17 protein-coding genes and 2 pseudogenes are annotated in these 20,303 nt (G+C 55.0%); 7 read left to right on the top strand and 12 right to left on the bottom strand.

What is annotated here, in order from left to right; all coding sequences use genetic code 11:
- The first annotated feature begins 29 nt into the window (after nucleotides 1–29).
- Nucleotides 30–434, top strand: coding sequence for a DUF4168 domain-containing protein (locus VOI14_RS07110; RefSeq protein WP_323751338.1), 405 nt, complete (start codon nucleotides 30–32; stop codon nucleotides 432–434).
- A 53-nt stretch (nucleotides 435–487) separates the two neighbouring features.
- Here the strand turns inward: VOI14_RS07110 and VOI14_RS07115 are convergent, their stop codons facing one another.
- From VOI14_RS07115 to VOI14_RS07125, 3 genes are read right to left on the bottom strand one after another with little or no spacing between them, the layout of a single operon-like run.
- Nucleotides 488–1,288: a mechanosensitive ion channel family protein gene (locus VOI14_RS07115; RefSeq protein WP_323751339.1), complete on the bottom strand. Its 801-nt coding sequence runs from the start codon at nucleotides 1,286–1,288 to the stop codon at nucleotides 488–490.
- Nucleotides 1,289–1,297: 9 nt separating this feature from the next.
- A complete protein-coding gene (locus tag VOI14_RS07120) occupies nucleotides 1,298–2,500 on the bottom strand; it encodes a hypothetical protein (RefSeq protein WP_323751340.1) in 1,203 nt (400 codons plus the stop codon).
- Between the two features lie 18 nt (nucleotides 2,501–2,518).
- A complete protein-coding gene (locus VOI14_RS07125; RefSeq protein ID WP_323751341.1) occupies nucleotides 2,519–3,358 on the bottom strand; it encodes a 23S rRNA (adenine(2030)-N(6))-methyltransferase RlmJ in 840 nt (279 codons plus the stop codon).
- 177 nt (nucleotides 3,359–3,535) lie between these two features.
- On the opposite strand from VOI14_RS07125, the gene VOI14_RS07130 reads away from it, so the two are divergent.
- The 5 genes from VOI14_RS07130 (at nucleotide 3,536) to VOI14_RS07150 (ending at nucleotide 9,797) form a co-directional block, all read left to right on the top strand.
- A complete protein-coding gene (locus tag VOI14_RS07130; RefSeq protein WP_323751342.1) occupies nucleotides 3,536–4,828 on the top strand; it encodes an imelysin family protein in 1,293 nt (430 codons plus the stop codon).
- A gap of 6 nt (nucleotides 4,829–4,834) precedes the next feature.
- On the top strand, nucleotides 4,835–6,238 hold the full coding sequence (locus VOI14_RS07135; protein ID WP_323751343.1) for a di-heme oxidoredictase family protein: 1,404 nt from the start codon (nucleotides 4,835–4,837) through the stop codon (nucleotides 6,236–6,238).
- Nucleotides 6,239–6,247: 9 nt separating this feature from the next.
- The gene (locus tag VOI14_RS07140; RefSeq protein ID WP_323751344.1) at nucleotides 6,248–7,291 is read left to right on the top strand and encodes an imelysin family protein; all 1,044 of its coding nucleotides are present in this window, start codon (nucleotides 6,248–6,250) and stop codon (nucleotides 7,289–7,291) included.
- A 13-nt stretch (nucleotides 7,292–7,304) separates the two neighbouring features.
- Nucleotides 7,305–8,399, top strand: coding sequence for a DUF1513 domain-containing protein (locus VOI14_RS07145; protein ID WP_323751345.1), 1,095 nt, complete (start codon nucleotides 7,305–7,307; stop codon nucleotides 8,397–8,399).
- Between the two features lie 84 nt (nucleotides 8,400–8,483).
- On the top strand, nucleotides 8,484–9,797 hold the full coding sequence (locus VOI14_RS07150; RefSeq protein ID WP_323751346.1) for an MFS transporter: 1,314 nt from the start codon (nucleotides 8,484–8,486) through the stop codon (nucleotides 9,795–9,797).
- Nucleotides 9,798–9,867: 70 nt separating this feature from the next.
- Here VOI14_RS07150 and VOI14_RS15625 read toward each other — a convergent pair.
- From VOI14_RS15625 to VOI14_RS07180, 7 genes and pseudogenes are all read right to left on the bottom strand, one after another.
- A pseudogene (locus VOI14_RS15625) lies at nucleotides 9,868–10,707 on the bottom strand (thrombospondin type 3 repeat-containing protein); the annotation flags it as partial.
- A 45-nt stretch (nucleotides 10,708–10,752) separates the two neighbouring features.
- A pseudogene (locus VOI14_RS15630) lies at nucleotides 10,753–11,322 on the bottom strand (thrombospondin type 3 repeat-containing protein); the annotation flags it as partial.
- Between the two features lie 2 nt (nucleotides 11,323–11,324).
- Nucleotides 11,325–12,398 (bottom strand): OmpA family protein, encoded by a 1,074-nt coding sequence (locus VOI14_RS07160; RefSeq protein ID WP_323751348.1) that lies wholly within the window; start codon nucleotides 12,396–12,398, stop codon nucleotides 11,325–11,327.
- A 379-nt stretch (nucleotides 12,399–12,777) separates the two neighbouring features.
- Nucleotides 12,778–13,140 carry a hypothetical protein gene (locus VOI14_RS07165; RefSeq protein WP_323751349.1) on the bottom strand — a complete coding sequence of 121 codons (363 nt, stop codon included), beginning with the start codon at nucleotides 13,138–13,140 and terminating at the stop codon, nucleotides 12,778–12,780.
- Between the two features lie 106 nt (nucleotides 13,141–13,246).
- A complete protein-coding gene (locus VOI14_RS07170; protein ID WP_323751350.1) occupies nucleotides 13,247–15,280 on the bottom strand; it encodes a PhoX family phosphatase in 2,034 nt (677 codons plus the stop codon).
- 179 nt (nucleotides 15,281–15,459) lie between these two features.
- Nucleotides 15,460–15,753, bottom strand: a complete 294-nt coding sequence (locus tag VOI14_RS07175; RefSeq protein WP_323751351.1) for a hypothetical protein — start codon at nucleotides 15,751–15,753, stop codon at nucleotides 15,460–15,462.
- Between the two features lie 78 nt (nucleotides 15,754–15,831).
- Nucleotides 15,832–16,083 carry a hypothetical protein gene (locus VOI14_RS07180; protein WP_323751352.1) on the bottom strand — a complete coding sequence of 84 codons (252 nt, stop codon included), beginning with the start codon at nucleotides 16,081–16,083 and terminating at the stop codon, nucleotides 15,832–15,834.
- Between the two features lie 259 nt (nucleotides 16,084–16,342).
- Here VOI14_RS07180 and VOI14_RS07185 point away from each other — a divergent pair, with 259 nt between their 5' ends.
- Entirely contained in the window at nucleotides 16,343–17,503 is a 1,161-nt protein-coding gene (locus VOI14_RS07185) for an alkane 1-monooxygenase (RefSeq protein ID WP_323751517.1), read from the top strand.
- 69 nt (nucleotides 17,504–17,572) lie between these two features.
- Here the strand turns inward: VOI14_RS07185 and VOI14_RS07190 are convergent, their stop codons facing one another.
- Nucleotides 17,573–18,352, bottom strand: coding sequence for a crotonase/enoyl-CoA hydratase family protein (locus tag VOI14_RS07190; protein WP_323751353.1), 780 nt, complete (start codon nucleotides 18,350–18,352; stop codon nucleotides 17,573–17,575).
- Between the two features lie 69 nt (nucleotides 18,353–18,421).
- The gene (locus tag VOI14_RS07195; RefSeq protein ID WP_323751354.1) at nucleotides 18,422–20,224 is read right to left on the bottom strand and encodes an acyl-CoA dehydrogenase; all 1,803 of its coding nucleotides are present in this window, start codon (nucleotides 20,222–20,224) and stop codon (nucleotides 18,422–18,424) included.
- Between the last annotated feature and the right edge of the window lie 79 nt (nucleotides 20,225–20,303).

Here is a 20,303-nt window from a genome sequence, read left to right on the forward strand (position 1 = left end):
GGTAAGCTCAAGCGAAAGGAGCCTGATTTATGAATAAGCTACTTGTATCCGTAACTGCATCTTTGGCACTTCTGGCTGCGACCCCGACCATGGCGCAGCAACAAGACCAGCAGAACCCTGCCAACCCTCAGACTGAAAGCCCCGGCTATTCTGATCCTGCCGCTGCGGGCACCCAAAGCACCAACTTCAGCGATGCCCAGCTGAAGGAGTTCATTGAAGCTCAGGACGGTGTCATGGAAGTTCGTGATGAGTACATCGAGAAAATCGAAGCCGCTGACTCTCAGCAGAAAGCTCAGGAGCTGCAAATGAAAGCCAACGAAAAAATGGTTTCTGCGATTCAGGACGCAGGCATCGAGATCTCCACCTACAATGCCATCGCAACCGCCTACAGCAGCGAGCCGAAAATTCGCAACCGCGTTGACGCCCTGATGTAAGCAACCCGGTATAGAAGTCGTCAGTCGCCCCGCTTTTGCGGGGCTTTTTCATTTCAGTGCAACAGCAGCGGGCGCGACATCATTCGGACACCCTCGTCAGCACAGATTTCTGCTGCCCGAGCGGTCAGATCAGCAATGAACCGGGTTTGATCCCCCGGCGTCAATGGATAAGCCTTCAAGCGATACTTCATGCCGATATCGCTGCCCGTGACCGCAACCACAACCGGCTGATAGGTTTTGGTAAGCGGACAGGTGTATATCACATCGCGAAACAGCTCACGCATGCGCGCAATATCGTGGTTTGGTTCAAGATAAAGTTCCGCTACACACATCAAGTTATCAGTACCATCGTTGCAGTTTGCCAGCAGGTTGTTCCACAGCAAACCATGCGGAATAACAATGACTGTGTCGTCGAGGGTGACAATTTCAGCCGCACGAGTACCAATTGCACGGACTTCGCCATACTGTCCGTTGATTTCAATCCAGTCGCCCGGCCTGTAGGGCATTTCGTACAAAGTAACGATCCCGGCGATCAAACTGTTGGCGTAATCCTTGAAAGCAAACCCCAAGGCCAAGCCCAAAGCGCCAAAAATAGCGAGCATGTTTTCAAACGACGGCTCCACCAGAATCGGCACCACCATCACAATGGTCAACACAATGATCACCAGCCGGAGCAAAGGCACCATTGCCAACAAGTACAGCCTAGGTTTGCCAGAGAGCTTGTGTGCCAGCAAGGGCAACAATTTCTGAACCGCCATGATCAACAACCAAGCCACAGCGACGACCGCAATAGCTTGTACGATGGCGCCTGAAGTGATTGTGGACAGCGCGCCCTTAAGACCCAACTCTTCCATTATCCGCTCCTAGAACCCATCAACCGGGAACCCCTTGGCCTGCAGGTACTTGCGGACGGAGGGATAACCCAGTGGGGTCAGCTGATAAGCTTGCGTGCTTTCTTCCTGCGCGACCAGATCTGCTCTGAGAAAACGGGACACCAACAGCGTCAGCTCTCGAGCAGCAATGCCCGTGACCAGTTCAAGCAATTCAATGGTTAAGCCGCTGTGCAACAGCAACGCGTGCAAAACAACACCGGCTTGTTGGCCAGAGCCCTGCGGCACACCGGGCAAACTCAATTGATCGAAAGGCACCACCCAACACTCAGCGGCTTTAGCTGCGCCTTCGTCCTGTTCGGTATCTTCTTCCGGTTTTGCCCGCAATGCTCGCCGCCAGATGGCATGGGCAACCCCCCGGTTCCCTCTGGCTGCGTTGGCGAGATCCTGCGTGAAACAGCTGTATTTTTCCTTGGATTCGTCAGTCCGGGGCGGCAATACATAGAGACCGTCATTCGTCATCCGAGCTGTCAGTGACCGTCCATTGCCGCCATGGGCCAAAAAATCCAGCCAGCAGGTCACGCGCTCTGAATCCAAGGGCGCCAACGTTAACGGCCCTACGTGCAACTCGGGCCAATATTTCACCCAGAACTGCCAGCACCAACTCGAACAACCCACGACCCCATGTCCCAGGTTCTCCCGAGCAACATGAGCAAAAAAGGATTTCAGCAAATTCAGACCAGAACGGTGCCGTAGCCAAAAGTCGGCCAACTCCGGCAACACCCAGTCGCCCCCCTTCAACGTCTCGTCCCACCAGCGGTCCGCGTCTTGCTCCGTCATCAGCAGGTTATCGGGCGGTTCAATGACTCGTGCAGGCAGGGTCAACAGAGCACTGGATACTCCAGAAAACGGAGGCGCGACGATAAAACTCACCGGTCGGTTGTGAGTTCCCTTCTGGCGGAGTGCCTCAAGCTGCTCCCGCAGCGCTGATGCAAAGGCCTCCGCATCTGGTTCCGGCGCATACCGGTTCAGTTTTTTAGCCGATAAAGAGGGCAAGTCATCCAAGCTTTCAAATGCCTCGCTTTCCGGCGCAAGCCCCGATCGCAACTGGTCCAAGATATCCTGAATCCCAGCGCGCAGTGTTTTGTGCACCGAAACATCCGGAATGGTCCATTGGTCCAGCGGTATCAAACCTCCGGGCAGGCAAGATGGTACGTTGTCCTTTATCGTCGCCAAAAAGCGTCTCCCTTTTTGTTATTCGGGCACCAACCATGTCAGTGTTGCCGACACTCCTAGTCTAGCTTCACCCTCAAGCTCCGCCAGCATATCGCTGAGCCGTTGGTCAAAGCCCCAGGGAGGGTTAATCACCAACATACCCGAACCGACCATGCCTCGTTCGGGTGGCTGGTCGAGCATCACTTCACTGCGCAGGACTTTGCGCACACCGCTGTCTTCCATCTCAGCAATCAGCTGCTGCTGAAGCCCGCTGGTCAGAATCGGATACCAAATCAGATACACGCCGTGGCGGCATTTCTTGCACGCCTGAACCAACGTCTTCGCGACTAATTCGTAGTCGTCCTTCACTTCATAGGACGGATCAATCAATGTAAGCAGCCTGGGTTGGGCCGGCGGCAGCTGTTTCAGCAAGCCTTGCAGCCCATCTTCATTCAAGACCTGAACACCGGCCTTTGCACCCCAGATTTCCAAATGTCGCCCTTCAGTAGGATGCAGCTCGAATGTCGTCACCGAGTCTCCGGGCCGACCGAAATTTGCAAACCAAGCGGGAGAGCCCGGGTACAACGATAAGGTTTCCGTGCCTTTGTTCAGGTCGTCCAACAATCCCATCATCGGCTGCCAGTCCGGTGATTTCAGCTGTCCTCTTAACGACCACAAACGATGGATACCGGCATCGGCTTCTGCGGTTTTTCGGGCACGCTCGCCAGTGAGGTCGTAGAGCGCACTGCCGGCATGGGTATCAAAACAGGCAATGGGGGTTTTCTTGGCTTGCATCATGGTCAGCGCCAGCGTCAATGCCGCGTGTTTCTGAACATCTGCAAAATTTCCGGCATGGAAGGCGTGAAGGTAACTCAACATATCGGGCTCCTGTTTTCAGCTGTCCATTAAGCCGCAGACACCCCTTACAAACAACACCAAACTGATACGCACTGGCGCTCAAAATAAAATTTCTTGCGTCAAAGTTATCCAAGCCCTCATAATGCAAACGCTAACGCTTCCTATTACCAAACCCATCCACGCTGCACGGAGTTTTCAATGACCGCTTTGTTTCGCCCGGTTCCGCTGGCCCTAACCATCACAGCCACCCTGACCACCGGCTGCGCGCTTACCAACACTGCCGAAAACTCTGGACCAGTCACCAAAACTGCTGTGGTCGCTCATTACGCGGACCTGGCCCACGCCAATTACCAGGACGCGCTGATCACAGCCAAAGCCCTGGATGAAGCCACCGACCAACTGATTGCCAACCCTACTGAAGCGACCCTTCAGGCGGCCAAAGACGCTTGGCTTGCTGCGCGTGTGCCCTACCAGCAAACGGAAGTGTTCCGATTCGGCAATACCGTTGTCGACGACTGGGAAGGTCAGCTGAACGCCTGGCCTCTGGATGAAGGTTTGATCGATTACGTCAACACCGGGGATTATCAGTACGAGCTGGGCAACGCTGGCGCAACTGCCAACATCATCGGCAGCACAAGCATTAACGTGGGAGGGGAAACCCTCGATACAACCGTTCTAACCCCGCAACTGCTGGCCAATTTGAACGAAATTGGCGGTTCCGAAGCCAACGTAGCGACCGGCTATCACGCTGTGGAATTCCTGCTATGGGGCCAAGATCAGCACGGCTTCGAGCAAGGCGCCGGTGAGCGCCCGGTCACCGACTACGCGACCGGCACAAATTGCACCAACGGCAACTGCGAGCGCCGCGGCCAGTACCTTGGTGCGGTTACCGATCTTCTGATCTCTGACCTGGAATGGATGGTAGCTCAGTGGGCCCCGGGTAACGAAAACAACTATCGCAGCGCACTGACAAACGGTGATGCAGACGAAGCTGTTCAGAAAATGATGTTTGGCATGGGATCCTTGTCTCTGGGCGAGCTGGCTGGTGAGCGCATGAAGGTGGCTCTGGAAGCCAACTCTTACGAAGACGAGCACGACTGCTTCAGCGACAACACCCACAACTCCCATTACTACAATGGCAAGGGCATCCAGAATGTTTACACAGGCACCTACCGCCGTGTAGACGGCAGCCTAGTCAGCGGCCCCTCACTGTCCGACTTGGTAGAAGCCAACAATCCTGAATTGGATGCTCGCCTGAACGCTCAACTGGATGCCTCCATGACCGCGCTGGGACAATTGAAAGCGCACGCGGAAAGCAGCGAAAACCCCATGGCATTTGATACTATGATCGCCCCGGGCAACAGCGAAGGCGCCCAGATCGTCAATAATGCGATCGTGGCGCTTGTTGAGCAAACCGGTTCTATTGAACAAGCCGCACGCCAACTCGGCATTGATGCCCTGTCCCCTGACGATGCCGGCCACGCATTCTGAGGCACGATGAAAAACCTACTAATCTGGGGAACGCTGGCTACGGCCAGCGTTCCCGTTTTTGCCGCCAGCCATTCTGGCTACCCGATACAAACCACACCGGCGACCGGCGGTGAGGGTACCGTACAGCAAGCTGACACCAACGCTTACTCCCTGCCCCAAGCCAACCTGTCGATGACCAAACGACTGGATTTCAGTGTCGGTAACAGTTTCTTCCGAAACCCTTGGGTTGAAGCACCTGCCAGCACCGATGCCCGCGACGGTCTCGGGCCGTTGTTCAACACCAATTCGTGCCAGGGTTGCCACATAAAAGATGGCCGAGGCCATCCGCCCGGCATTGACCAGCCACCCGTCTCTTTGTTCCTCCGGCTGGCAGTACCCGCGAACCCGGAAAAAGACGCCGACATACTGCGAACTCAGGGCTTCAAACCGGCTCCCGTTTATGGCGCTCAGCTCCAAACGGCCGCATTACCTGGTGCCAAAGCTGAAGCCACCCTGCGCATCGAATGGCAACCCGTAACCGAAACATTACCCGACGGCCATCAGGTATCGCTGCGCAAACCGGTTTTCCACATCGACAACCCGAATTACGGCCCGCTGCCGAAGAACCTGCTTACCTCGCCTCGCATAGCCCCGCAAATGATTGGCATGGGATTGCTGGAAGCCATTCCAGTCAGCGACCTTCAGGCGCTGGCCGATCCCGATGACGCGGATAACGATGGCATATCCGGTAAGCTGAATCAGGTTTGGGATCTGGCGACAAAACAGACGGTACCGGGCCGCTTTGGCTGGAAGGCTGCAGAGCCTAACGTGCACCAGCAAGGCATGGGTGCATTCGCGGGCGATATGGGGCTGACCTCAAGCCTGAAGCCCACTACCGACTGCACACCTGAGCAGAATTGCGAGCAATTCCCCGATGGCGGCGCACCGGAAGTCACCGACAAAGTCGCCGGTTTTGTCACCTTCTACGCCAAGAGCCTCGCCATTCCGGCACGACGCAACCTGGAGCAGGAAACCGTCCAGCAAGGCGCTAAACGCTTTAACGAAATAGGCTGTGCGGCTTGTCATACCCCAACGTACACAACCGGACAAATGGCGGATCGCCCTGACCTCAGCGATCAGATCATCTGGCCCTACACCGATCTGCTTCTGCACGACATGGGGCCGGAGTTGGCTGACGGGCGCGATGAATTTCTGGCCAACGGCAACGAATGGCGCACACCGCCACTGTGGGGAACAGGCTTGGTACAAGTCGTGAATCCGCAAGCAGGCTTCCTGCATGACGGCCGAGCGCGCACTCCGGAAGAAGCCATACTTTGGCATGGCGGCGAAGCACAAGCTGCTGCCGACCGTTACCGCCAATTACCGGCCAAAGACCGACAAGCACTGATCGACTTTCTCAATTCACTTTAAGGAGTTGCCATGCAGCCCATCACTCGAGCCATATGCGTATCGACCCTGGCCGTTGCAGCGTCATTCAGCTACGCAGCCGCATCGGCAAATGAGCCGCAGAGTGCTCGCGCAGGCTGGTACCCATCAATCCAGTCCGGGTACGACTTGCTGGCCGAAGAAACTGAACAGCTTGCAGAGCAGGCCAGCACGTACTGTGCAGCTCCCAGCGAGGATGCCAGAGCACAACTCGAGCACCAGTGGCGTGACGCGTTTATGGCGTGGCAACACGTTCGCTTTGTCGACTTCGGGCCGGTGGAGAACAACAATCTTGCCTGGCAATTCCAGTTCTGGCCTGACCCGAAAAATCTGGTGGCTCGCAAAGCCGGTTACCTGACCAAGTCCGACCAGCCCATCACCGCTGAGGTGATTGAACAGTCGGGCGTGGCCGTCCAGGGTTTCCCTATGCTGGAATACCTGCTGTTCGATGAGGCCTTGTCCTCCAGCGAGCGTGCTCTTCCAAGCACCCATAGCTGCGCACTGCTAACCCGCGTAACCCGACACCTAGCGTCAAACAGCGAACAGCTCACCGCCGACTGGCAGCATTTCAAAACACCGTATCTCAACACCGAGTCTTATCACGTTGCCACCCTCAAGGCGGCCATGGCGACCCTGGAAATTCTTGAAGAGCGTCGATTGGCAAAGCCCATGGGTCTGCGCGGTAACGGAAAACGCAATCCATACATTACCGATGCCTGGCGCAGTGGCACCAGCCTGTTGTCCGTGGAAGCCACCCTGCTTGGACTTCAGCAACACTTCCTGCCCGGTTTTCTGACACTGCTCGAACAAAACGGTGAACAGGACCTCGCTGACCGAATCCAACACCAGTTCAAAGCCACACTGGACAACTTCCCGGCAGCGAATCGTCCGGTGACCACATTAATGTCAGACGACAACGCCTTTCGCATTCTGCAAGGGCTGTACGTCGACGTTTCCCAGCTCACCACCTTGGTTAACGATCAAGCCGCAGTGGCATTGGGTATCGTGCGCGGCTTTAACTCCAGTGACGGGGATTAAGAGGCCGTTTGTGATGGATACAAGCCGACGACAACTCCTGAAAGCCGCTCTCGGCGGCAGCGCAGCCTTGAGCCTGAGCGGCTGTAGCCTGCTGCCCCGGAAATCCGGCTTTCAACCCGAGCAATATTCCGCCGCCGTCGGCAGACCCGATGGCACCTTCGGCATTAGCTCTGTCGACCTGCAAGGCCAGCCACTTTGGGTTTCAGCAGTCGAAACCCGTTGCCATAGCGGTTGCATGCACCCACGGGGCAACAAGCTGGTGTTCTTCGAACGTCGGCCGGGCTGGAGCTTCTACGTGCTGGACGCCCACACAGGGCGTCGCCTTCATCACATTGAAGCCGCTCCGGGCGAACACTTTGTAGGCCACGGTGTGTTCTCACCGGATGGCCGCTGGCTCTATGCCACCGCCAGTCGCTATGAGCCCGGCGAAGGCATCGTTGCGGTGTACGATGCCGAACAAAACTACCAGCGCACGAACACCTTCGAACTGGCGGGTATAGGTCCGCATCAAATTACCTTGCATCCGGACGGCGAAACCCTCGCCATCGCCTTGGGCGGTATCCTCACCCACCCGGATTATGACCGCCTAAAACTCAACCTCGACACCATGGCACCGGCACTGATTCTGATGAATCGTCGCTCAGGCAAGATTGTCGGTCGCCTGACCCCGAGCCATCATCAACAAAGCCTTCGGCATCTCGACATCCACCCCTCCGGTAAAGTGTATGTGGCCTACCAACACCAAGGTCCCCGACACGAAACACCGGCCCTGCTCGCACGAATGGAAAACAACCGACTGCAAGAAATTCGTTTTGATGGTGACACCCAAATCGGCCTCGGCAACTACATTGCCAGCGTGATCGCCCACCCCGAAAACGATCTGGTGGCAGCAGCCTCTCCGGTCGGAGGCACGGCGGTGGTTTTCCAGGGCAGCACAGGAAAGCTGCTTGCAAAAGCGTCGATTCCCGACTGTTCGGGCGTGCAGGCGCTGGCCGGTGGTGACTTTCTGATTTCCTCGGGCCAAGGCAAGCTAGTCCGGCTTGGCGCAAACCAAGCGGCTCAAGAGTTGTCGCAACTGCCTCTGTATTGGGATCACCACCTGGTGTAGCCGGCAACGGCTGCACCCATCGCCCCTTAAGCAACTTCGCGGCACCTGCTATGCTTGGCGAAAATTCCTCGCCGGAGTAGCCCCTTGTCCGAAAAGTCCTCATACCCGATTGACCAGCTGTATAGCTTGATTGCGAACGAAGAAGATGCCCGCGTTTGCAAAGACATTCCCGCAGAAGCCTGCCGGGAAGTCCCCCGTAACTTCTTCCTTATTTTGTTCAGCAACGTGCTAACCAAGCTCGGCGACTTGCTGATCAGCCCGAAAACCGTTTTGGCCTGGCTGATGAGCGCCGTGGGTGCGCCGGCTCTGGTGGCCTGGTTGGTACCCATTCGTGAATCGGGCTCGATGGTCCCGCAAATGGTGATTGGTGCTTGGGTTCGCCGTAAAGCGGTGCGCAAGTGGTTCTGGACCTTGGGCAGTTTCGGGCAAGCCGCGAGCGTCATCGCTATGGCCGCCAGCGTTTGGTTTTTGGAAGGCTACGCAGCGGGCAGCGGCATTGTCGCAGGCCTCATCGTGTTCTCGCTTTCGCGCGGATTCTGCTCAGTCTCCATGAAAGATGTACAGGGCAAATGCATCCCTAAGACGCGCCGCGGCCGTTTGTCAGGCTTGGCCAGCACCTTGGGCGGCACCGCGACGGTGATTCTCACTGCGCTGCTATTCTGGGACCGGGGCGATCCGAGCATCGGCTTTTACGCCCTGTTGCTGCTGCTCGCCGCCAGCATGTGGATTATCGCGGGCTTACTGTTTGCCGGAGTGGAAGAGTACGCAGGTGAAACTGATGGCGGCGGAAACGCCTTGGCGGAAGCCATCAAAAGTCTATCCCTCTTGCGTACCGACGCCCTGTTTCGGAATTTTGTGATTACCCGAGCCTTATTGCTGTGTTCCGCTCTGGCCTCCCCATACTTTGTGGTCCTGGCCCAGAAAGAATCCGACATTGGCTGGATGCTTGGCGTCTTCCTGCTCGCCAGCAGCTTGGCCAGTTCTCTCAGCGCCAGTTTCTGGGGCTGGGCTGCGGACACCTCCAGCCGCCGCGTGATGATTCGTGGCGCCGCAATGGCCAGTGGCATTTGTGTAACCGTGGGATGCCTAGCCCTCGTTTTCGGACCCGGTTTCGGCGGTGCCTGGTTTTATCCCATTGCGTTCTTCATTCTGAGCATTGCTCATGCGGGCGTCCGCCTTGGCCGTAAAACCTATTTGGTGGATATGGCCGGCGGCAACAAGCGCACCGACTACACCTCGGTCAGCAACACGGTGATTGGTATTTTATTGTTGGCAACCGGAGGGCTCACCGCAGCTATTTCGCTGATTTCCGACGTCGCCGTGATTATCGTGCTTGGGTTGATGGGATTTGCGGGGATGATCAGTGCATTGAGGCTGGATGAAGTGACTGAAGACTAGCCAACACTGATAACGGGGCCAACAAAAAAGGGCCGACAATTGCCGGCCCTTTTCTTACTTCAAGCCATCGTTAGTGCAGCTGAACCTCGGTTTTCGACGCGCACACGGCGTGTACGTTGAACTCATCGAGCGCTGTCACTAGCTCCAAACCACCGCTCACAACTTCTACTGAGTCAAAGCGTTTAGACGTCTGGAACACCAAGAATCCGACCTCATCGCCACCCAACAGACCGGAGATGCCCAGCAAGTCCAGCTCAAAACCTAATTGCCCGTCAGACTCTTCCTGAATTTCATCATTCAGCAGAGTCCGCACTTTTAAACCACCGTTGGTCAACAGGCCCAACCGAACCAACTGCGCCGCCTCTGCGATTGACACGCCGATCACATTTTTCGCCGGATAGGCGAAACCCGTGGTTGCAGCCACACTCAAGCTAACGTTCGACAGACCCAGCAAGTTGGTATTCTGAATGGTTGCGAAGTTACTCAGGTCCCCATCAACGATATTGTCTTCATCGTTCACGTTGCACAGCAGGCCAAGTGGCAACAAACAAGCCGACTCGTCTGCTGAAGCCACCGCGTTGATGTCGCTGTCACTGGCCAGCATCGGAGTGAAAGTGAACTGATCACCAACGCCGCAAGAAAACGCAACGTTATCTACTCGGTCACACGCGTCACCAATGCCGTCACCGTCGGTGTCAGCTTGATCCGGGTTGTGCACCAACGGACAGTTATCATCAGGCTGACCTAGAGCGTTCTTGTCATCTACTCCATCACCATCGACATCAGAGTCACAGGCATCGCCAACTCCGTCGCCATCAAGATCTTCCTGATTAGGGTTAACGACCGTCGGGCAGTTATCCCATGCTGAGTGGTCCTCACGGGTATCCGGGATGCCATCACGGTCGGTATCCGCATTCTCATCACAGAGCGTAGGATCATTTCCCGGCACATACACACAGGCATCATCATCGTTCGGAACATCGTCACCGTCGATATCCCCATCACAAGCATTACCTACACCATCACCATCTGTATCAGCCTGAGAAGGATTCATAACCAGAGGACAGTTATCTCCACCGTTAGCAACTGATATATCCTCATAGATACCATCGGATACCTTGACCTTATCTTCAACACCGTCACCATCGGAATCGATATCGCAGGCATCGCCGTACAAATCACTGTCAGTGTTGAGCTGATTCGGGTTCGCAACCAGCGGGCAGTTGTCTTCGACATTAAAGACACCGTCACCATCGATATCTATATCTTCGGATTTATCGTCGTCACAGGCATCATCAGTTCCATTCTCATTGGAATCAACACCAAGGTTTACCGTATTCGGGCAGGAATCCTCGTTATCAGGAATGCCGTCTCCGTCACCGTCAAAATCTTTCGGGTTGTCAACGTTCTCCCCGCCACCGTTAACACTAGGGCCATCACTAGAGCCATCGGCTTCACAGCCGGCCAGCGCCAGCAATGCGGTAAACAATAAAATCAAAGGGAAATTCAAGTTATTCAACTTCATGATTAAACACCCTCTCCGGCTGCATCCGATACCACATTGAATTCAACGCGGCGGTTTCGTTCACGACCCTCTTCGGTGTCGTTGCTACGTACTGGATTGGCCTCGCCATACCCGTTCGCCGTTAACTGCGCAGGATCAACGCCCAAGTCCAACAAGTACGCGCGCACTGCATTGGCACGCTCTTGGGAGAGCTCACGGTTATAGGCCGCAGAGCCTTGGCTATCGGTGTAGCCTGCCAGCTCAACGTTAAGATCGGTTTGGCCTTTCAGAGCGTCAGCCGTGCTGATCAGGATATCTTTCGCATTCGCGGTCAAGCGATCGGAGTTAAATTCGAATGTCACACCCTGAAGTACAACTGTCTGCGCTTGGCTCGTTTCAACACAACCAACGGCGTTAACTTCAAGACCTTCCAAGGTGTTCGGGCACTGATCAACACCATCAACCACGCCATCACCATCCGAATCCGCGAAGCTCTTCTCGACGACGACAGGTTTTTCAATGACAACGGTTTTTTCAACAATGCGAGTGCGGGTTGCACCAATCGGGACAGTTAAACCAAGACTGAAATGAAGATCCGAATAATCTTCTTCAAACGAATCCCATAAATACCTGGCATCAGCTCGTACGCTAAGACCTGCATCTGAGAAAGGAGAGGAAATTAAGCCTAAAGCAGCGTTAGCATATCCATTAAACTCGTTGCCGCTAGTATTAAACACGTCGTTGCGTGAAACACCGGCCCCAATGGATACGTAAGGCGTAAAGGACTCGGCTCCAAACAAGCGGTAATTGAAATCCGCACCTAATCCTTGCTGATAAAAATCGGTGCCTCCATCAACACCGGTTTCCAGAATTCCAGCAAAAAACTGGGGCTCTAACCACCAATGCCGACTCAATCGGTGACTATACATAGCCCGAATCGCGGTGCCGTAGTCATCGACACGATCTTTGTCCGGTTTGATATAACTGCCGAGTATGGATACTTCTGTTTCATGCTGAACGGGCTGGGCTTGAACCATTGAGGCTGTGGTAATACACAAACCTGCTACCGATACTGCCAACAACTTCCTTCGAATCATCTGACACGCACTCCTTTATCATATTCTTGTTAATTGCCAAAAGATGAGCGGTTACCATTCTAGGCCAACTCGAGACTTACCCAAGTGACCCTCACGTCCAGCCATAGCGTCAAATCCGTCAATACATGACAAAATGCAACAGAAACGAGGCCTGAATCCCATATATAAAATCCTTTTATTACATATAAGTATATTTACCAAAGGCTAGGCAATGGCCCCCGAATTATTCAAGCGACGACAACATTAAAAGTTTGTTAGACAACACTGCAATGTGGATGCTGTATGTGCAGACAATATGCGGAAAGCAGGTTCCGCCCCAAGGAGAAGGAGCGGACTGTAGATATTAAAGAGAAGGGAGAATTGATTTAATAAGAAAAGATTAAATGGCTCTACGATCGTTCAGCGCCAACGCGCCTTTAACGATTTTGAAGATTACCCAGATGGAGGTACCAAGCAGGATGAACCATCCAATGATCAGGGGGGTAGTGACAATCCCGATCACTGTCCAAAGCAGACCAATCCAAAAGGTACGAATCTGCCAACGAAAGTGGCTTTCAATCCAAGTGCCACGAACATCGTCCATCTTGACGTAATTCACTATCACGCCCACCAGGCCTGTGATACCGCCCAGGAAGAACGACAGCGCTTGAAGGATGTATACGACAGTCGCCAGATTGCGCGCGGAATCCGTGGAGGATTGACGGGGTTCGTCGTTATTAGGAATGTATTCCGGTTCGGCCAAGGGTACGGCTCCTAGAAATGGATTTCCCCAAGTCTAACATAGCGGGCTTGCTCTCTCGCAAAGCCCGCTATACATCAGCCGCTGATCTATCATTCTACCGACTGGATCAACTGCCGATCACACCACCGCCCTGACGAGTCACGATTACCGTGGCATCCCTTGGTCTCGGGTCGTTGGCATCTGGCCAGTTTGCCGCGGGGTGCTGGATATTCACGAACATTGAGGCCATGTCTGGCGTACCGGTTACGCCAGTGACTTCACAACCCAGCGGCCCGACGAAGAATCGTTTGATTTCCCGGGTCTCAGGGTTTGCCGCCAGCATCATATTGTTCTGATACGGCGCTTCGTCACGACCATCGGTCTGAATCCACAAGCGGCCGTTGTAATCAAACCACAGGCCATCCGGGCTGTTGAAAATGTTGTCGTCGCTCAGGGTGACAACAGCTTCCCCATCGACCACCGTTTCCGTACCTTGCTCACCGGCGAACACAAAAATATCCCAGTCAAAACCGGTGGCCGCGTGATCATTCTCGGCCTCTGTCCAGCGAATGATGTGGCCGTTAGCGTTGTTCGCAATGGGATTGGCCGCGTCGGTTTGGTCCTCAGTACGCTGGGAGTTATTGGTCAGCGTGAAATAGACCTCGCCGGAATTCGGGTCGACTGCCCCCCACTCAGGTCGGTCCATCGGGGTGGCGCCTGCAATATCAGCGGCCAGACGAGTGTTCAGCAGCACATCCGCTTGCCCGTCAAAACCATCAAAAGCAACCTCGCCCACCGTGGTTCCTACCGCTGCGGTGACTTTAGCCGCGAAATCAGCGTTGTCCATGTCCAGCGGCAACCATTCACCAGTGCCATCATCATTGAAACGGGCCACGTACAGGGTGCCTTCATCCAACAGGTAGCCACCGGCTGTTGCTGCGTAATAGGGCTTCGATGACACAAACTTGTAGATGTACTCGAAACGGGAGTCATCGCCGGAATAACAAATCACCGGCTGCCCCTCTTTCACCGGCGCGAAGATCACGCCTTCATGACCAAACCGGCCCAATGCCGTCCGCTTCTGAGGTGCGCTATCCGGATTAAACGGATCGATTTCAACCATGTAACCGAAGGTGTTAGCTTCGTTGCGGTAATCGTCGGCGGCGGCCCCGGCACCCGGGGTCACATCAAAGCGCACATACGCATCAGCCCCGCTATCCGCCAGCTCCCAGTCGTAACGAGAGGTTTCTGCAACACCGTGGCGAACCTGCTCACGAGGGCGGACACCCGACGTTTTGTTGGCAAAGTATCCGTGCCAGTTTTCCTCAGCCGCCAAATAGGTGCCCCAGGGCGTTGGCCCCATGGAGCAGTTGTTCAGGGTGCCGCGGGTGCGCTCGCCGGCCGGGCTGAACTTGGTTTCCAGCTTGTGGTAGCCCCGGAGCGGGCCTCGTATTTCCATTTCGGTGCCGCCGGTGACCCGACGATTGAAGGGGCTGCCAAACACGATATCCCAAGTGCCGCGGCTGTCTTGCTTGATGTGGACCACCGACACGCCGTGAGCGGCAATTTCCTTACGCACTTCATCGGCAGGGCGTACGCCATTATTGCTGCTCGCTCCGGTGGCGCCATTCGCATGCAAGGCGGTCTGATTGATGTATTCGTGGTTCATCACCAGCAAGCCTTCGCTCGAACTGCTGCCACCCGCTTTCAGGTCAATGGGGAAAAAGTGCACGCCATCGTGGTGCATGCCCATCTGCTGTTCCTGGTCTTCGCCGGTATTGGTGCCATCAGGCCTGTAAGCCGGGTAGCTTCCGGTAATGGGAGTCCCCCAGGGCAGGAACGCGCTGCTGACATAGCCTTCCGGCACGACGACCTGGTTGGCATTGGAAACCGGCACCGCGTCAAAACCCAAAGAGAGATCGGGCTTTCCGCCCTCGGTGCCACCGGAAGCCGCCGATGAACTATTGTCATCACTACTGCCGCAGCCCACAAGGCCTACACCCACAAGACTCGCCAATGCTGCACCCACGGAACCTTTCAGCACCGCACGCCGCTGCATTCGAGTAGTTAACACCTGATTAAACGGGCGATTACCTGCCTGATTCACCACAGGCTCGTAATTAGGATCCAGATAGTTGGAGTCGAGGTCGTGCTTAGCCATACTTTCTCTCTCTTGAATTATTGAGTCATCCGGCGTTGTTGAGAGATCAGTGTCCAAGGTTTATGTGACAGGCGTGCATCGGTTATGTGTCATTTCATTTACCGTTCAAAGACAGTTTATGCGAGCCATAAAAAAAGGCGCCTTGAAGGCGCCTTTTCCAAGCTGCTTACACGATGAACTTAGTTGGCGACGTCATCGGCAGCTTCTTCCATCGCATCGCTGGTATCGTCAGCGGCTTCTTCCATTTTATCACCGGCTTCTTCAAAGCCTTCTTGAATCTCGCCCAAGGCGCTCTCATCCTGCCCGGTCGCTTCTTCAATGCCTTCTTCGGCAGAATCGGTAGCATCATCCATCATTTCAGCAGCGTTTTCGCCCGCTTGCTCGAAATCAGCACCTTCATCGCTTTCGGAACTGCAAGCTGCAAGGCCAAGCGTCATAAGGAGCGCCAGTGCACTTAGTGTGAGCTTGTTCATATCATTTCCTTCTGTTGGTACATGACTTTCGCTTAACTAGCCTAGAGCCCGGCCCCCTCAATCGCAATTACGGCGGAATTACTGTTTCGTTAACTCCTGACCGTCGATAAGCAGTACACGCTCCACACCCAGTACTTTGCCGGTCCCTAATACCAAAAAATCATGCCCGGCCCGGCTCAAAATATCCTGCAGGATTTCATGCACAACCATTACCTGCCCAGATGGATGCTTATAAATAATTTCCGCCTGACGCTTTGTGCGTATGTATTCCCGAAGCCACTCTTGAACACGCCAGGAAATAACCTCCCGCGCGGAATTTGTTGTACTCATGTCGACCTGTCCTTGTTGTTTTTATAAACAGGATGATGGACCACTGTCGCGATTTGCGCCACTCCGCCAAAATTATCATTACAGGCCATTGCGCCACTCGCTTGTTGTATTGCTGCATTGTCCGACATAAATTGAATACATCAACGAGCGAGAGGGAGCACCTCCTATGAATGCGAAAGTCCAAACAACACTAAAAGCATCCAGCACCAATACGTCTGCCCGTCCCGTGGGCAAAGACTGGAAAGACCCTAAGCGATATATGTGGCTGCTTGGCCCGGCATTGCCCGGTATCGGTCTGGCGGCATTGGCCGGGTACGCAATTGCACCCAAGAAACTGAAAGCACTGGCGTGGACCGGCCCGATTCTGATTCACGGTGTGATCCCAGCACTCGACAGAGCCGTGGGCGAAGATAAAAGCAACCCGCCGGAATCCGCAGTGAAGTCTTTAGAACAAGACAAATACTACGACCGGATTGTGAAAGCCTTTATTCCCACCCAATACGCGATGACGTTTATGGGTGCCTGGCTGGCTAGCCGCAAGAACGTCCCGCTCGAAGACAAAATCGGCTTAACCTTTACGGTGGGGGCTATCAACGGCATCGGGATTAACACCGCCCATGAGCTAGGCCATAAATCGAACAAGCTGAATAAGCTGATGGCGATGGCAGCCTTGGCCCCTAGCGGTTACACCCACTTCGTGGTGGAACATAATTTTGGGCATCACAAGCGAGTGGCGACCCCGGAAGATCCTGCCAGCAGCAAGATGGGTGAGAGTTTCTGGAAGTTTTTGCCACGCACCGTGGTGGGCGGCCTGAAGTCTGCGGTCAAAATCGAGAAGGCGCGACTGGCCCGTAAAGGTAAGGGGTTCTGGAGCCTGAATAACGAGCTATTGCAGGGCTGGGCAATGAGTGCCGGGTTCTTTGGCGCAACAACTCTGATTTGCGGCCCGAGGGCTATACCCTTCCTGGCTGGTCAGGCCGTGTACGGTGCCAGCCTGCTGGAAAGCGTGAACTACATTGAGCACTACGGCCTGCTGCGCCAGAAAAATGAAAGCGGCAAGTACGAGCGTACCAAGCCGGAGCATAGCTGGAATAGCAATAATATTGTGACGAATTTGTTCCTGTACCAGTTGCAGCGACACTCGGACCATCATGCGCACCCGAGTCGAAGTTTCCAGGCATTGCGCCACTTTGAGAATGCGCCCCAGCTACCGAGCGGTTATGCCTCGATGCTACTGCCTGCGTATTTCCCTCAGTGGTGGTCTGAAACCATGGATAAGCGGGTGATTGATCACTATGACGGTGATTTATCAAAGATCAACTGGGACCCGGATCGCAAAGAAGAACTGATAGCCAAATATGCGGACTATGCGGCTGAAGTGGCTGCTGCCGCGGCGGCTCGGAAAGCCAAGGCGGCTTGATCCGTTTGTTTCGACCGCCGGCCCTCACTTTCTGGTTGCTAGGGGCTGGCGGTCAACTTGAATCAGTCTTTACTTCCCTTTGAAGACTGCCTCTCGCCTTTCAATAAAAGACTGAAACCCTTCTTTCACATCCTCGCTGGCCATGACCGGGCGTATGTCGGGAAACAGCCGTTGTTTAGCGGCTTCTTGCCCCTCACTAATCGCGATTTTCGAAGACTTCAGACTACCCTGAACACCTAGCGGTGCGGCGTTGGCGATCTTCTCGGCAATTTCCATGGCCTTGTCAAACTGCTCACCGGGTTCGACCAACTCTTGAATCAGCCCCCATTGATAGGCCTGGTCTGCGGTCCATTCGTCACCGGTCAGCAAGTAACGCTGGGCGTTGCCCCAGCCGATCTCTCGCTGCAGCCGAATGGTGGCGCCACCACAGGGGAAGATGCCGCGCTTTACCTCAAGCTGTGCAAAGCGAGTCCCCTTCGCCACCACACGGATGTCGGTGTTGAGCATCATTTCGACACCGCAGGTGAAACAGATGCCTTGGGCGGCGAAGATAACCGGCTTGGTCAGGCTGGCGCCCTTGATGTGGAAGGGGTCCAGTTCGCCCTCTTGCGGTTCGATGCCCTCGCCACTGGCGAAGACTTCGGCCCAGTCGTCCAGTTGCAGGCCGCCGGTGAAGTGGTCGCCTTCGGCATACAGCACCCCAACGCGCAGTTCCGGATCGTTTTGCAGTCGATGATAAGCCGCCGCAATTTCGTGATACATGGCCCGGTTCATGGCGTTCATTTTTTCGGGGCGGTTCAGACCTATCTTCAAAATGTGGCCTTGTTGTTCTACTTTAATCAGTGACATTTTCTGCGTCCTCATTTTCGGGAACCTAGCCGCCTTATTTCGGAGCTAGAGGAACGAATAGCTCCTGAACTAGAACCAATCGGCCTTCATGTTCAGGCAAGTGTCGTCCTGATTGCGTAGTAATACCAAGTCCTGCGCAACCGTTGGCAACTCCCAATGGAAGAAGTACTGGGCTGCCTGCAACTTGCCTTGGTAGAAGTTACGTTCGCTATCGCTGTTGGCAGACGCCAGTGCATTGGCGGCGGCATTGGCTTGGCGTAGCCACATCCAGGCGACGATGATGTGGCCGAACAGGTGCAGGTAGCAGCTGGCGTTGGCCAAAGCTTTGTCAACGTCCCCACCCATCAGGGATTTACCCAGACTCTGGGTCACTTTTACCGCTTGTTGCAGGGTTTCACTGAGCGAAAGCGCCCATTGCTGGCAGCGGTCGGTGGTGGCGGCTTCCAGGTCGACCTGCATTTCCTGCATCAACAGCTGCAGCCCGTGGCTTTGGTCTTGCCAGATTTTACGACCCAGCAGGTCTAGTGCCTGTATGCCGTTGGTACCTTCGTGGATGGGGTTCAGGCGGTTGTCACGCCAGCATTGTTCCGCCGGGTATTCCCGGGTGTAACCAGCGCCGCCGTATATCTGAATGGCCAGGTCGTTGGCTTTGGGACCAAACTCGGAGGGCCAGGCTTTTATGACCGGAGTCAACAGGTCCAATAGCTTGGCAGCTTCGGTACGCTTTTGTTCATCCGGATGGGTGTGCTGTTCGTCCATCAAGCGAGCGCCATACAGGCACAAAGCCAGGCCGCCTTCGCTGTAGGCTTTCTGGGCCAACAGCATGCGGCGCACGTCGGCATGGTCAATGATCGGAACTTGCGGACTTTCCGGATTCTTTTCGCTGGCTTTTCTACCCTGCAGGCGGTCTTTCGCGTATTCAAGGCTGTGCATGTAACCACGGTAACCAATCACCGCCGCGCCCATGCCAACACCAATACGGGCTTCGTTCATCATTTGAAACATGTACTTCAGGCCTTGGTGGGGTTCGCCCACTAGGTAGCCGTGACACGGAGCATCGTCGCCGAAGCTCAAAGCGGTAGAGGTAGTGCCCCGGTAGCCAAGCTTGTGGATCAAGCCGGCGAGGCTTACGCCGTTGCGTTCGCCCGGGTTGCCGTTTTCGTCCACGTGGAATTTTGGAACGATGAACAGGGAGATGCCTTTTACCCCAGCCGGCGCGCCTTTGATTTTGGCCAGCACCATGTGAACGATATTCTCAGTGATGCTCTGCTCGCCACCGGAGATGAAGATTTTGGCGCCTTTAATCAGGTAATGCTCGGCATCGGTGGGTGTGGCAGAGGTGCGAATATCCGCCAGGCTGGAGCCCGCGTGGGGTTCGGTCAGCGCCATGGTGCCGCTGAAACGGCCGTTAAGCATATTGGGCAGAATGGTCGCTTTTTGCTGGTCGTTGCCGAACACCCGGATCAAATTGGCGGCTGCGGTGGTCAAGAACGGGTAACCTGCTGTGCCGGGGTTAGCGGCGGTGAAGAAACCGTTGCAGGCGGCCATGACCGTTTCCGGCAATTGCATGCCACCCAGATCGTAATCGTAGCGCCCAGCAAGGAAGCCCGCTTCGGCGTAGGCATCGAAGGCTTCTTTTACGTCCGGGAGCATTTCGACCTGGCCATTAACGAATTTAGGTTCGTCTTTGTCGGCGGCGCTGTTGTGGTTGGCAAATTTCTGTTTTGCCATTTTGTCCGCGGTTTCGATGACGGCATCGAAGGTTTCTTTACTGTGTTCGCTGAAGCGCTCACGGTCAGTCAGGGCTTCGGTGTCCATGACTTCGTAGAGCTGAAATGCCAGGTCGCGGCGGTCGATCAGGGTGTCGGTCATTCGTGTTCTCCTGTTGATTGGCTATAGCCTCTCACAACCGTTGTACTTGTTGAAATTGTCATTTCTGACTTATTCATGG

This window comes from Marinobacter sp. (assembly GCF_034669625.1).
Classification (GTDB): Bacteria; Pseudomonadota; Gammaproteobacteria; order Pseudomonadales; family Oleiphilaceae; genus Marinobacter.